This window comes from Rhodococcus sp. T9N, from assembly GCF_024436645.1.
GTDB lineage: Bacteria > Actinomycetota > Actinomycetes > Mycobacteriales > Mycobacteriaceae > Rhodococcus_F > Rhodococcus_F qingshengii.
Window position 1 is genome coordinate 578,361 of the sequence record NZ_JAMSKS010000001.1, and the last position, 13,366, is coordinate 591,726.

The following is a 13,366-nucleotide window of genomic DNA, read 5'->3' on the forward strand; positions in this document are numbered from 1 at the left end:
CGGGGGACCAAGGTTCGGCGCACGATCACGAGCGGATCTTCGCCGGCGCCCCCGCGGGTTACGCGGACGTGAAAAACGCCCCGAACCTGGTCGATTCGGCGCGTTTCCCTCATCGTGAATCAGCTGTTGACACCTGAGTGAACTACTTGCGACAACCAGAACGCGCCAGGAATCCGCCTATAGCAACACCTGACAAAGCAATGGCTGCGCCGACGACGGCGCTGACCATCACCGTGCGAGCATCTGTGCTGCCCGCTGTCGGTGCAGCGGCCGGAAGAACCGCCGGTGCCGCGACAGCTCCGGAAACTACCGGCGCGCCTTCGACCGCCACTGCCGGTACCGCCGCCGCCACGGCGGCAGTGACCTTCTCGGGGATGCCGTTGGCAATGACGCCGTCGATGCTCTTGAAGAACACCCCGGCCATCTTCTTGGCTACACCGGTGATCATGCGCTGCCCGACGCCGCCGACCATCCCGCCGACCACGGCGTCGGCGTCATACGAAAGCAGCGTGCCACCCTCGTTCTCCGTCAAGGTGACCGTGACGTCCGCCTTCACCGTGCCGGGAGCACCCGCCCCCGAAGCCGTCATGACAAACGAATTAGGCCGATTCTGTTGCGACAGAACAACCTCGCCGTCGTAGACGCCCTTGATCGACGCGACCCCCGCCATGATGGAGAGCTTGTAGTGATTGTCCGTGAGCTGCTCGAGCGACTGCACACCGGGAATGGTCGCGGCCAGTACACGACCGTCCTGGAGCTTGTCGTAGACCTCTTCGCGAGGTGCCGTCAGCTGCGCGGTGCCGGCGATTCTCATGCATTCTCCTCTGATGACGAACCCGCGTGTGCGAGTCGAAGTTCGAACAGTTCGGACGGTGAAATGGGCATGGACGTGATCGAGATTCCTTCGGCGTCCTCGATGGCAGCCGCGATGACGGCGCTGGTGGGGATCACACCCGCCTCACCGGCACCCTTCATTCCGAGTGGGTTGAGTCCCGACGGCGTGACGGTGTGATCCATCTCGAGCGAATCCGGCATCTCGGTGACGAACGGCATCAAGAAGTCCATGTACGACGCGTTGAGCATCTGCCCGTGCTCGTCGTAGACGATCCGCTCGTAGAGTGCGCCGCCGATACCTTGCGCGACGGCGCCCATGACCTGACCTTCGACGATGCGGGGGTTGATCACGTTTCCGCAGTCTTGGATGACAACGTAACGACGGACCGTGATCTCGGCTGTCACGGGATCGGTTTCGACGATCGCCGCGTGCACTCCCGAAGCGAAGGTGGAACTGGGCGGCGAGTAGTAGCCGGTTGCTTCCAGACCGGGCTGCTCACCCTCGGGAATCGGCGGCTTCGACATGTCCGTGTCGGTCTTGGCGAAACCGGTGGCCAGCTTCGACTCACGGTCGAACGCATATCGTAGCGGGTTCGACAGCACGGCAACAACACTCAGCGGTACGGACGTACCCTCCACTCCGGCTTCGGTGCCGATCTTGCACACGTGCCCTTCCCGGAGTTCCAGTTCGGTTTCCGGCAGATCCAGGATTCCGGACGCGATCTTCTTCGCCTTCTCCGCGACCATCTGCGCTGCGACGTGGAAGGCCGAACCTGACATGACCGCACCACGCGAGGCGAAAGTGCCGACGGCATAACCGAACCGGCGGGTGTCACCCGTGACGATCTCGACGTCGGAGACCTTGACTCCGAGGTCGTCCGCAACGATCTGGGCGAACGCGGTCTGGTGGCCCTGCCCCTGCGTCGTCAAGCCTGTTGCGGCCTTGACCTTTCCGGACGTCTCGACCACGACGTGCGCACCCTCGTACGGTCCGGGTCCGGTTCCCTCGACGTACGCACCGATACCGATTCCGACCGACCGACCTTCGGCGCGAGCCTTCCTCTGGTACTCGGGAAATCCGTCCCAGTCGATGAGCTTCTTGAGCTTTTCGATGCCTGCCTGATAGTCGCCCGTGTCGTAGATCAACGGGCGTCCGTCCTGGAACATCAGGCCGAAGTCGTACGGCATGTCCTCGGGGCGAATGAAGTTCGCCTCCCGCACCGCGATCTTGTCCTTGTTCAGGTACTTGGCGATGGCGTCCATGGATCGCTCCATCGCGAACACGGCCTGCGGACGTCCGGCGCCGCGGTACGGGGTCACGATCACGGTGTTGGTGTAAAGCGAATAGGCGTTGACCCGGAACGACTTCGGCTTGTACGGCCCGAGAACCTGCGTCGCGGTGTTGATCATGACGATGATCCCGTACGGCAGGTAAGCGCCGTTGTCATGCCAGAACGTGAAGTCGAACGCCAACAGACGACCATCGTCGTCGAATCCGATGTCGACCTTCTGGATCTGCCCGCGCTCGTGTGCGCTCGAGATGAAGTGCTCACGGCGATCCTCGACCCACTTCACCTCGCAGGAGATACCGGCCTGGCCGAGGCGTCGAGCGGCCCACGTGATCATGACTTCTTCGGGCCACGGGTGAACGATCTTGACGCCGAATCCGCCGCCGACGTCAGGAGCGATGCAGTGAACCTTGTTCAGCGCCATCCCCAATCGCGCGGCGATTGCGGCGCGGGCGGACGTGGACGTCTGGGTGGAGGTCCAGAACGTGAGGGTGTTCTCGTCACCGTCCCAACGTGCGTAGACGCCCTTGCCCTCCATCGGCATGGAAGCCGAACGCTCGATTTCGAGATCCAGCGTCAGTCGGTGCGGCGCGGCGGCCAGTTCGTCATCCAGATCTCCGAACCCGTGCTGCAGGTGAGCGGCGACGTTGTCCGGAACGTCTGCGTGGACGGCGTTCGCGGCGGTGCGAGCGACGTCGATCCCCACTACAGGCTTCAGCGCCTCGTAGGTGACGTCGATCTTCGCGCAAGCGTCCTCGGCGATGTACCGGTTGTCGGCGACCACCATGGCGATGGCTTCGCCGACATGCTTCACCTCGTCCTTCGCGAGGGGATACCCGTTGCGCGGAGCGATGATTCCCGGATGCGGAATGAGCAGTGGCAGGTTCTCCGCCATTTCCGGCGTGTCGGCCAGGAGATCTTCGTAGGTGTAGATGGCATGCACACCAGGCACTTCCAGCGCCTGGTCGATGTCGATGTCGATGATTCGCGCATGAGCGTGCGGCGACCTGACGAATGCCGCGATCAGCGCGTTGTGGCCCAGATCGTCGAGGTATCGCCCCTGACCGCTGAGCAGACGCGTATCTTCCTCGCGCGGAATCGGTTTACCGAAGAACTTGCCGTCGTCGGCAACCGAATGATCGGCCGTCGAATGATCGGAAGCGGGGTGCTTCGCCCCGTTGCGCTTTGCTGGTTTGACCGGAGTACTCATGCCTTACCCGCCCGTCCTCCGACAGGATTCGTTGTTCCCCGCACCTTGCGATCCAACGCCTCCCGAGTGGACGCGTCGTCGATTCCGAGCGGGAACTGCCCGGCCCGTTCACGCTTGATCTCGGCTGCGCGCAGAACCGACGCCCTGATGTTCTGGTACCCCGTACAACGGCAGAGGTTTCCCGCTATCGCGTCGGTAGCTTCCTCCCGCGTGGGGTTGGGGTTCTCCTCGAGAAATGCCGCGATGGTCGTCACGAATCCCGGAGTGCAGAATCCGCACTGCAGACCGTGACAATCCTTGAACGCCTGCTGAACCGGATGCAAAGTGCCGTCCGGCTCGACGAGGCCTTCGACGGTGGTGATCGATCGACCTTCGAGGCTGGCCGCGAGGACGAGGCAGGATCGAACAGGCTTTCCGTCGAGCAGCACGGTGCACGCACCACACACGCCGTGTTCACAACCCACGTGCGTGCCCGTCTTACGGAGGTGGTGACGAATGGCATCCGAAGCCAGAGTGCGGGAGGGAAGAACGACGGTGTTCGTCACCTCGTTGAGCGTGAACGTGACAGCTACATGGTGCTCACCGGTATCTGCTGCCAGCTCGGCAAGTTGATCATCGATGGAGCGATCGTTTTTGGACATTGTCACCACTTTCCTGCCAGTACTGCGTTCTCACTGAGAGCATCCGTTGCCGCCACGAAGCCGACCCGCGCCGTGAGCGCGGACACCAACTGCGAGCGGTACGCCGCCGTCCCGTGAATGTCTGCCTCGGTATCTATCTGCGCGCGGGCGCATTCCCCGAGGGTGCGCCACCGCGGGTCTCGCTGATCCGTCGCGGACGCCCCCGCCAGCACGTTCGTGTAGTCCACGACCTGCCCCAGCTCTCCGGCGGACACGTACGTCATGTGCGCTTCGGTCACCAGACCGTCGACCACGCGAATCCGGGCGACGACGCCGACCAGTGCATAGTCACCGTGACGACGCGCGATCTCGTCGATGGCGGTTCCCACGCCGGGTTCGGCGGCGGGCACCGACACCGACACCGCGATCTCGTCTGATTCCAGGCTCGACTCGAGAGGGCCGGCGAAGAGATCCGTCGACGCGATCTCGCGGGTGCCACGCACCGACTGGACGGTCACGCTGCCCCCGAGCAGCGTCAGGACTGCCGGCATCTCCGCCGACGGATCGGCATGGACGATGGAGCCGACGCTCGTCCCGCGGTTACGGATCGTGGGGTGCGCTACCAACTGCAGAGCACGGTTCAGCAGAGGCTGGACTCGACGAGCACCTTCGTCGGCCGCCAGCACCGAGTGCGTGGCCAGGGCCTGGAACCGCACTCCTTCGTCTTCGGACGAGGTCACCGAAGCGAGGTTCGGGATCGATCCGATGTCGACGATGTGGGCGGGCGCGGCGAGGCGCATGGACAGCAGCGGCACAAGCGATTGCCCACCGGCGAGCACCTTCCCCTCGTGAGAGACCTCGGAGAGGATTCGGCACGCGTCCTCGACCGAGGACGGTCGGTGATAAGTCAGCGGCGACGGTTTCATTACTCAATCCTGCCTCTATGAGTCACTTCACGTTTTGTGCAGATGTGACAACGGTCACGGGTCATACCTGGCATACATTCAACTTGGCATCACGTGAGCTGCGCCACGGGCTCTTCGCGTTCGTCATCTGACGCATTCGCCCCCGGCGTTGCGCCCGGCCGCCTGCCGGACTTCGGCCTGTTCAGTTCAGGGTTCCAGGACCCTACGAGCCGGCAGAGGTGGTACATCACGATCAAGACGATGGTGCCGAGCGCGATACCTCCGAGCGAGAACGTGTCACTGAACTTCAGCGCCGTGTCGCCGATACCGATGATCAGACCGGCGGCAATCGGCATCAGATTCAGCGGGTTCCCGAAGTCGACGCCGTTCTCTTTCCAGATCTTGGCGCCGAGCAGACCGATCATGCCGAACAGAACCACAAGAATTCCGCCCAGGACGCCGCCGGGCGTCGCCGCCATGACTGCTCCGAACTTAGGCGAGAAGCCGAGCAGGATCGCGATGAAACCCGCAATCACGTACGCGGCGGTCGAGTACACCCGCGTGGCAGCCATGACACCGATGTTCTCGGCATGAGTCGTCGTAGGGGAGCCGCCTACTGCGCTGGCGATGGCGGTGGCAAAACCGTCACCGGCAATGGCGCGTCCGATGTACGGGTCGAGATCGTCGCCCGTGATTTCGGCGACCGCCTTGACGTGTCCGGCGTTTTCCGCGACCAGTGCGATGACACCGGGAAGCACCAGAACGATGAATGTGAGGCTGAACGAGGGAGCATGAATACCGACGATCCCGTTGGCTTCGTCCGAGAACGGCGGCAACCCGAACCAGGACGCCGAGTGCACCGAATCCCAGTTGACACGAAAGTGCTCGGTGGGTGCGCCGCTACCACTGGCGGACGTGATCGGACCGGAGAGCCGGTCGAGGACCCACGAGAAGATGTAGCCGAAAACCAGCGCGACGAGAATGGCGATACGTCCCAGGAAGCCGCGTAGCGCAACGCTCATCACGATCAGTGCAACCATCACGATCAGTGCCACCCACTGATCCTGCGGCCAGTACAACCCCGCGACAACGGGCGCCAGGTTGAAGCCGATCAACATCACCACAGCGCCGGTGACCACCGGCGGTAGCGCTTTACTGATGACGCCACCGCCGAGAAAGTGGATGGCGATGCCGACGAATCCCAGAACCAACCCCGACACCAGAATCGCACCGGTCACTTCGGCCGTCGTTCCACCTTGGGCACGAATGGCGGCAACGCCACCGACAAAAGCTGCGGATGTTCCGAGGTAGCTGGGGACGTGCCCCTTGACCACCAGCAGGAAGAAGAGCGTACAAAAGCCTGACATCATCACGGCAAGTTGAGGATTGAGGCCCATGATGATCGGGAAGACGAACGTCGCGCCGAACATCGACACGACATGCTGGCCGCCCAACCCGATGGTTCTCGCCCAACTGAGTCGCTCGCCGGGAGCGACCACTTCACCGGCTCCGATGTTCTTTCCGTCTCCGTGCAACGTCCAGATCGGCATGACGAGACCTTTCGCAAAGGAGGAAGGTGTTCGAAATGCTTTGTGCCCCAGCTCACAAACACCGTGTCTGGAGTGAAACGCTAATGCAGGACCGAGATTTGGACGTGATGACAATCTGCCAGAACCCACTCACCGAGATTGGCAACAATGGTGGCAGATGATGCGGGCAGGGGTCATCGTCAGTGTTGGAGGCAGTTTCGACCGAAATGAGGACCACGCCACGAAGGGCCCAAACATTTTCTTCGGCTTAATGATTCCGTAACACGATGTCTGTCAACGGAAAACGACAGTCCTAGCCGAGGGCTGCGAGGATTCCCGCTGCCATCTCCGCGACCTGATCGTCGCTCATGACAAACGTCGGCGAAATCTGCATCGCACCCTGACCCGCAGCGCGACCCGAAATACCGTGCTCACGAAGCGTCTTCACAAACGGCAACGCCTCCGCCGGATCAGCCAACTGCACCGCAGCAACCGCACCGAGCCCACTACGAACCTCCGCCACCCGCGGATGCTCCGCCAACGGCTGCAGATGCGTATGCAACGACGCCTCCAAACGCTTCGACTCCGCGAGCAGATTCTCACGCTCGAGAATGTCCAGGTTCGCCATCGCCGCCGCAGCAGCACCGGCATGCCCGCCGTAGGTGTACCCATGACGCCACCACGAACCGGCATAGAACGGCTCCGTCACCCGCGGCGCGATGAACACCGCACCCATCGGAACATAACCCGACGTCAAACCCTTTGCCGTGGTCATCATGTCCGGCTGCAAATCGAAACGAGTGGACGCGAACCACTCACCACCGATCCGGCCGAAACCGGTCACCACCTCGTCGACGACAAACAGAATGTCGTGCTCGCGGCAGATGTCACGCACCTCCGCCAGATACCCCTCCGGCGGAAGATACACCCCACCCGCACCGATGATCGGCTCCGCGAAGAACGCCGCGATCTTGTTCGCACCGATCTTCTCGATCAACTCGAGCAGACTCTTCGCATCATCCCAGCCGACGGTCGCCGCATCCGCCATCAGCTCGCCGTACCCCTCACGGTTCACCGGAATACCCGCCAGAGCTGTTCCCGCAACGTGCATTCCGTGATACGCCTTCTGGCGTCCGACGATGATCGTCTTCTCCGGCTGCCCCACCTCGTGCCAGTACCGGCGAGCCAGCTTCGCCGCAGTGTCCACCGAATCCGAACCACCCGAGGTGAAGAAGATCTTGCTCCCGGCAACCGGCGCGATGGCCGCCAGACGCTCGGCCAACACCTGCGTGGTCTCGGGAACAAAATCACCGAAGTTGGAGAAATGAGCGATCTTCGACAACTGAGCCGCCACCGCATCCGCGATCTCGGTGCGCCCGTGCCCGACATTGGTGAACCACAGGCCCGCCGTCGCATCCAGATACCGAGTGCCCTCGCGGTCCCAGATGTACGCGCCCTCACCGCGAGAGACGACAAACGCGCCGTTCTTCTCCACAGCGCCCATGTCCGCGAACCCGTGCCACAATGCCGAAGCCATCGTCTTTCTCTCCCAACTGGATACGTTCGAAATAGATCGGTCAGTTCACGCGGAGTGCGGGCGGAAGAACCCGCTCGACCCACTGGGTTGCCTGCTCGAATGCGTAGGCGAGTTGGAGTACGTCCAAGTCGGCTCCGTGCCGACCGATGATCTGGATACCCATGGGAAGCGAACGATCGTCGAAGCCGACCGGCATCCCCGCAACCGGAACCCCGGCCATCGTCCAGGGAACAACCGTCTCCATCCACCGGTGATACGTGTCCATCGATCGGCCGTCGACGGTCTCGGGCCAGTGAGTGTTCTTGTCGAAAGGAAACACCTGGGCACTGGGCGCAAGAATGTAGTCGTAGGTTTCGAACATCTTGGTAATGGCCGACAGCCAGCCGTTGCGGGCCTCCGCGGCCTTGGTCACGTCGAGAGCCGACAGTGTGACCGCGTGCTCGAGTTCCCACAACAGTTCGGGCTTCATCAACTCGCGCAAGCTCGGATCGTTGTACTGATCGATCAAGCCGAGCTGTGCCCACCAACGCCACCGCAAGAACAGTTGCCAGATGTCCTCGGGTTTGAAGTCGGGAAGCGCCGCCTCGACGCGGCACCCCAACTGTTCGAAGACCTCGAACGAGGATTCGCACAACTCGAGAACTCCAGGTTCGGTTGCCAGGTAACCGTTCCAGTCACCGACCCATGCGATCCGAGAGCCCTTCAGATCACGTGCGAGGCTTTCGGTGAATACCGCGGGATCCTCACGAATCCCCAACGGTGCATAAGCATCCGGCCCCGCCATCGTGGAAAGCAGGTGAGCCACGTCGGTGACGGTTCGGCCCATCGGGCCCACAACGGCGCCCTGAGCGATGAATCCCGTCTCCGGTATCCGACCCCAGGATGGTCGAAACCCAACAACGTTGTTGAATGCCGACGGGTTTCGGAGCGAACCCATGTAATCGCTTCCATCAGCCACCGGCAACATGCGGAGCGCCAACGACGCTGCGGCGCCACCGCTGCTACCGCCGGCAGTGCGCGAATTGTCGTACGGCGACACCGTCGTACCCCACACCGGGTTGTACGTCTGGGATCCGAGTCCGAACTCCGGTGTGTTCGTCTTGCCGATCACAATGGCACCGGCAGACCTGATCCGCTTGACGAACAGTTCGTCATCTTCGGCGATTCGATCCGCGAACATCGGCGACCCGGACGTGAACGGCAGACCCTTGGCTGCCGAAAGATCCTTCACCGCATGCGGAAACCCGTGCATCCAACCGAGATACTCCCCACTCGCCAACTGCGAATCACGCTCGCGCGCCTCCGCCGTCAACGCTTCCCGATCCCGCAATGCGACGATCGCGTTCACCGCCGGGTTATGTAATTCGATCTGATCGAGGAAGCTGTCCATCACCTCGACACACGACACTTCACGCCTGCGTATCAGACCACTGAGCGTGACCGCATCGGCCATGACGAGTTCGCGATTCTCGGGCGCACCGGAAACGCTCTCGTCGACAGGGTCAGCAGCATGAACCATCGTGAATCCTTTCAAGCAGTGAAGTGGGGTACGCCGCGGCGGACTCGCCGCCACCGGCAACTGATTCGAGGACGAATTGCCGGTGGCGGCGCGACTGTCGAGGTTTCCAGCGAGGTTCTTGCCTACTACTGACCGAGATCGACGATGGCAGCGACTGGGCCGCCGCCCTCGGGACCCTGGTGCGCTGCCGATACCGAGACGAACACTGCCGGATCGCCGGTGACAGCTGCCGTGACTCCGCCGACACACGACTTGATCTGGCGGTGCCAGTGCACGTCGGAGTCGTCGAGCATCGCATTACGACGGCCACGGACCGTTCCGTCCTGACTGGCCTCGCACTTCAAGAACACGTTGACGAGTTGACCGTCCAGGTCGCTCGGGTGCGGCCGCTCCGGAAGTTCGAGTCCGGCGTCACGGATCGCCGCCCAGATGCCGTCCTGGTCGAGCGGATCCTTCATCACGCTGTGGCCGATCCGGTAGCGTCCGCCGACGCCACGTGCGTTACCGACGACGACGATCTGCGCGCGGTCCAACTCGACGCCGGACGAGCAGGATGCGACAGAGGAGAAGAGTTCGCGGCTGTGCATGACATCCTCGTCGGTCGGCATGTCGATTTCGCCGAGCGCAACCGCGATCCCCAGAGCCGTTCCGCCGTTGGACAGGTCCATCGACTCATGAGTCTGTTCGGTCCACACAGTCTTGCCGCGGCTCTTGGCGTCACGGATGGTGTGAATTGTCAGCAACGGAGTCTTGGTCTGTACGTAGTGCACGTCGGCGGGATCGGTGATGCCGGCATTGGCCATCGCGTCTTTCACTGCCGCAGCAACTTTGGTGATCATGGCCGTACGGCCGATGTCCTCGGGCAGCAGTTGCTCACTCATGGCGACACCCACGGTCAGTCGCGGCTCGTCGGTCTTGGTGACCTTGTCTGCCGGCACGGTCGCGAAGATCGTCGCGTGCGGGCTGATCACGCCGTCCGTGCCGCCGGACCAGACGATCGGCACCTCCGCCACTTCTTCGGGACTGCGATTACCCTTGGCGGAGAGAACCTCTCGGAACGCTCGGTCCGCGATGATGCGTGTGTAGTCGTTGACGCCGCCGTTACCCTCGGTTTTGCCGATGACTGCAATGACGCGGTCGGCCTCGAGGACACCGTCGTCGATCAGCTTGGCGAGCTCACTGGCGTCGGAGACGCTGTGTAGCGGAACCTTACGGACCTCGATTGCTTCGGGCATTGGCATCTCCTTGTATAGGGAATCGTGGAGGCAAAATTGGGCCTTGACAGCTCCGGGCGCTCAGTCCAGCCGAGCGGTTCGGAACTGCCGTGTCGACCACGCTATGACGACTCGAACCCATCGGCATCGTCAATACTTGCCCAAACGAAAACCGCGATTGGTTATTTCGACTCCGATTCACCGGTTGTGCGCCGCCACATCGGTTCTCACTTACGATTCGACCATGGACACCACTGTTGTCGACCATCCGCTGGCGGCATCGCTGCTCACGACCATGCGCGACGCTCGCAGCGACAACGCAACGTTCCGGTCCGCCTTGCGCAGACTGACCCATATGTTGGTCTACGAGGCCATGCGCGGCGCAGAACTGGAACAGTTCGACATCGAGACGCCAGTTGCTCCGACGCTGGGGGTGCGGCTGGCGAATCCACCGCTCCTGGTCCCGGTCTTGCGAGCGGGCCTCGGCATGGTCGAACAGGCGAGTGCCCTTATTCCGCAGGCAGGCGTCGGTTTCGTGGGAATGGCACGAGACGAGAAGACACACCAGCCGGTTCCGTATCTGGAGTCCCTGCCAGCTGATCTGTCGAGCACCCCCGTCTACGTCCTCGATCCGATGTTGGCGACCGGTGGATCCATCGTCCGCACAATCGATCTGCTCATTGCACGCGGAGCCACCGATGTGACTGCAATATGTGTCGTCGTGGCTCCGGAAGGGATCGAAGCACTGAAGAACTCCGGACATCCGGTCCGGCTCCTCACAGCGAGCATCGACGACGGCCTGAACGAAAATGCTTTCCTGATACCTGGACTCGGAGACGCGGGCGATCGCCAATTCGGGCCGCGGTAGTTGGCAGACATACGGAGAACCGCTCATTCCGAGAGGCTATTTTCGTCAACTGTTGACAATGTTCGTCGCGTGATCGAGCGTAGTCTCGCGACATGGATAGATCTGCCAAATATTCGAGCGAAGAGCTTCAACATTTGCCAGAAGGTGGCGACTACAGACTCACAGTTCGGGATGTCCTCGAGCTGCCCAGTCTGCGTGGAGCCGAAGTCCTTGCCGGGCACGGGGGCTTGCGCCACCTCGTTCAATCGGTGAACGTGATGGAAGTACCGGACATCCTCGCTTGGGTGAAGCCGAACGAGTTGTTGGTGACAACCGGGTTCCCGCTGCGCTACGGGCGAACCGGCGAGCTTCTCGACGACACAGATCTCAGTGACCTCGTCGACGGTCTTGCACGTCGAGGAGTCGCGGCACTTGCCGTGAAAACGGGCCGTTATCTCGACGAGCTGCCCGAGGCGATGCTGCACATGGCAGAGCAGCGAGGGCTTCCGCTGTTGGTTCTTCCCGTCACCGCGGGATTCGACGAGGTGATCTCGGAGGTCTTCACCAAGTTGGTGGCGAAGCAGTCCGCGGCACTCGACATTGCCGATCGACTTCACCGCTCGTTGACGTCGATCGTCTTGGAAGGTGGCGATCTACCTCAGATTGCCGCAGAATTCGCCGCGCTTTTCGACGTCAGCGTTCTCATCTGCTCGCCGGACGGAAGAGTGTTGACGGAGGCCGGAGATTCAGCCGCGCTGAACGCGCTTCCGTTGTTCGAAAGCACCGGTCGGTTCCTGACCGAACGGGTCGCTGTCGGTTTACAGAACGCGCCCAAAGGATTTCCTGGTCAGTTGGCGCTCACCCGGGTGGTGGCCGGCGGCACCGACCACGGCCGAATGGTGGCGTACGCCGGCACCCACGAACTCGGCGCAGTTGTCGTTCAAGCGCTGGAGCGAGCGGCCACCGTTGCCGCGCTGGCCGTCACCAAACAGCTGGCAGTTGCGGCAGTGGAATCCAAGTTCCGCGGCGACTTCCTCCGCGACGCACTGATAGGCGAAGCCGGCTCGCCGGCGGAAGTGAGCGCGCACTTCACCCAGTTGGGGTGGGATGTCACTCGTCCACTTACCGTTGTGGTTGCAGAACTCGACGTCGATCACCCGGAATCCCAGCACGCGAATTCCACTCGCACGGACCAAGATCGACTCAGCGACGGCTGGCAACAAGTGGTACGAACACACGAGCGGACAGCGCCGTCCGTCGGGTTTCGACACGAGGTGGTCACGCTTTTCCCGACCAGCACCGACCGTGCGGTTCGGGACATCGAAGGGTTGGTGCGCAAGGTTGCCGGCGATCGCACCAGCGGCCGCCGATCCTTCAGCACGGGAGTGAGCCGGGTGATCTACTCCCTGGCCGATCTACCCGCGGCCTACGACCAAGCCTGTACAGCCGTGGTCGTCGGCCGACGTATCAACGGGCCGGGGCAGATCGCACACTTCGACGAACTCGGTGTACACCGACTCCTCTCGCTCCAGACGGACAAGAGCGAACTGCGTTCGTTCACCGATGACGTTCTGAAGTCCTTGTCGGCGGACAACGCCGAAGCCGCTGACCTGCGTCTGACACTCCAGACCCTGCTCGACTGCAATTGCAATGTCGCCGAGGCCTCCCGGGCGCTGCACATGCACTACAACACTTTGCGTTACAGAATCGGAAAGCTGGAGAGCGTCGTCGGATCGTTCACCGACGACCCCGTCCTTCGATTGAACGTCTCACTCGCCCTGCAGGTCATGAAGATGCACGAAATGTCATGACTTCGCACGATATGAGCTGACAGAACGTCCCGATAACGGTTCGATACAACC

Annotated in this window: 11 protein-coding genes; 3 read left to right on the forward strand and 8 right to left on the reverse strand. The window is 62.2% G+C overall.

What is annotated here, in order from left to right:
- Positions 1-142: 142 nt before the first annotated feature.
- From M1L53_RS02755 to M1L53_RS02785, 7 genes are all read right to left on the reverse strand, one after another.
- The gene (locus M1L53_RS02755) at positions 143-814 is read right to left on the reverse strand and encodes a carbon monoxide dehydrogenase subunit G (RefSeq protein ID WP_054187233.1); all 672 of its coding nucleotides are present in this window, start codon (positions 812-814) and stop codon (positions 143-145) included.
- Positions 811-3,333 carry an aerobic carbon-monoxide dehydrogenase large subunit gene (gene cutA / locus M1L53_RS02760; RefSeq protein WP_261949199.1) on the reverse strand — a complete coding sequence of 841 codons (2,523 nt, stop codon included), beginning with the start codon at positions 3,331-3,333 and terminating at the stop codon, positions 811-813. The genes M1L53_RS02755 and cutA overlap by 4 nt, the downstream gene beginning before the upstream one ends.
- Positions 3,330-3,974: a (2Fe-2S)-binding protein gene (locus M1L53_RS02765; RefSeq protein WP_003946048.1), complete on the reverse strand. Its 645-nt coding sequence runs from the start codon at positions 3,972-3,974 to the stop codon at positions 3,330-3,332. The genes cutA and M1L53_RS02765 overlap by 4 nt, the downstream gene beginning before the upstream one ends.
- A gap of 2 nt (positions 3,975-3,976) precedes the next feature.
- Complete coding sequence (locus M1L53_RS02770) at positions 3,977-4,879, reverse strand: xanthine dehydrogenase family protein subunit M (protein ID WP_054187235.1); 903 nt, start codon at positions 4,877-4,879, stop codon at positions 3,977-3,979.
- Between the two features lie 89 nt (positions 4,880-4,968).
- On the reverse strand, positions 4,969-6,408 hold the full coding sequence (locus M1L53_RS02775; protein WP_003945984.1) for a uracil-xanthine permease family protein: 1,440 nt from the start codon (positions 6,406-6,408) through the stop codon (positions 4,969-4,971).
- 292 nt (positions 6,409-6,700) lie between these two features.
- Positions 6,701-7,924, reverse strand: coding sequence for an aspartate aminotransferase family protein (locus M1L53_RS02780; protein WP_054187236.1), 1,224 nt, complete (start codon positions 7,922-7,924; stop codon positions 6,701-6,703).
- A 40-nt stretch (positions 7,925-7,964) separates the two neighbouring features.
- Positions 7,965-9,443 (reverse strand): amidase, encoded by a 1,479-nt coding sequence (locus tag M1L53_RS02785; protein ID WP_007735205.1) that lies wholly within the window; start codon positions 9,441-9,443, stop codon positions 7,965-7,967.
- On the opposite strand from M1L53_RS02785, the gene M1L53_RS02790 reads away from it, so the two are divergent.
- Complete coding sequence (locus M1L53_RS02790) at positions 9,435-9,575, forward strand: hypothetical protein (RefSeq protein WP_155277953.1); 141 nt, start codon at positions 9,435-9,437, stop codon at positions 9,573-9,575. The genes M1L53_RS02785 and M1L53_RS02790 overlap by 9 nt on opposite strands.
- Here M1L53_RS02790 and M1L53_RS02795 read toward each other — a convergent pair.
- Positions 9,569-10,678 carry a ring-opening amidohydrolase gene (locus M1L53_RS02795; RefSeq protein WP_054187237.1) on the reverse strand — a complete coding sequence of 370 codons (1,110 nt, stop codon included), beginning with the start codon at positions 10,676-10,678 and terminating at the stop codon, positions 9,569-9,571. The two genes, M1L53_RS02790 and M1L53_RS02795, sit on opposite strands and share 7 nt — an antisense overlap.
- Before the next feature lie 223 nt (positions 10,679-10,901).
- Here M1L53_RS02795 and upp point away from each other — a divergent pair, with 223 nt between their 5' ends.
- Both upp and M1L53_RS02805 read left to right on the forward strand, forming a co-directional pair.
- Positions 10,902-11,525, forward strand: coding sequence for a uracil phosphoribosyltransferase (gene upp / locus M1L53_RS02800; protein WP_007735207.1), 624 nt, complete (start codon positions 10,902-10,904; stop codon positions 11,523-11,525).
- A gap of 92 nt (positions 11,526-11,617) precedes the next feature.
- A complete protein-coding gene (locus M1L53_RS02805; RefSeq protein WP_039973473.1) occupies positions 11,618-13,315 on the forward strand; it encodes a PucR family transcriptional regulator in 1,698 nt (565 codons plus the stop codon).
- The last annotated feature ends 51 nt before the right edge of the window (positions 13,316-13,366 follow it).

Excerpts from the sequence above, each read along its gene's own strand:
- M1L53_RS02795 (WP_054187237.1), bottom strand. The coding sequence starts at position 10,678 with ATGCCCGAAGCAATCGAGGTCCGTAAGGTTCCGCTACACAGCGTCTCC.
- cutA (WP_261949199.1), bottom strand. The coding sequence starts at position 3,333 with ATGAGTACTCCGGTCAAACCAGCAAAGCGCAACGGGGCGAAGCACCCC.
- upp (WP_007735207.1), top strand. The coding sequence starts at position 10,902 with ATGGACACCACTGTTGTCGACCATCCGCTGGCGGCATCGCTGCTCACG.
- M1L53_RS02785 (WP_007735205.1), bottom strand. The coding sequence starts at position 9,443 with ATGGTTCATGCTGCTGACCCTGTCGACGAGAGCGTTTCCGGTGCGCCC.
- M1L53_RS02755 (WP_054187233.1), bottom strand. The coding sequence starts at position 814 with ATGAGAATCGCCGGCACCGCGCAGCTGACGGCACCTCGCGAAGAGGTC.
- M1L53_RS02790 (WP_155277953.1), top strand. The coding sequence starts at position 9,435 with ATGAACCATCGTGAATCCTTTCAAGCAGTGAAGTGGGGTACGCCGCGG.
- M1L53_RS02765 (WP_003946048.1), bottom strand. The coding sequence starts at position 3,974 with ATGTCCAAAAACGATCGCTCCATCGATGATCAACTTGCCGAGCTGGCA.
- M1L53_RS02780 (WP_054187236.1), bottom strand. The coding sequence starts at position 7,924 with ATGGCTTCGGCATTGTGGCACGGGTTCGCGGACATGGGCGCTGTGGAG.
- M1L53_RS02775 (WP_003945984.1), bottom strand. The coding sequence starts at position 6,408 with ATGCCGATCTGGACGTTGCACGGAGACGGAAAGAACATCGGAGCCGGT.
- M1L53_RS02770 (WP_054187235.1), bottom strand. The coding sequence starts at position 4,879 with ATGAAACCGTCGCCGCTGACTTATCACCGACCGTCCTCGGTCGAGGAC.
- M1L53_RS02805 (WP_039973473.1), top strand. The coding sequence starts at position 11,618 with ATGGATAGATCTGCCAAATATTCGAGCGAAGAGCTTCAACATTTGCCA.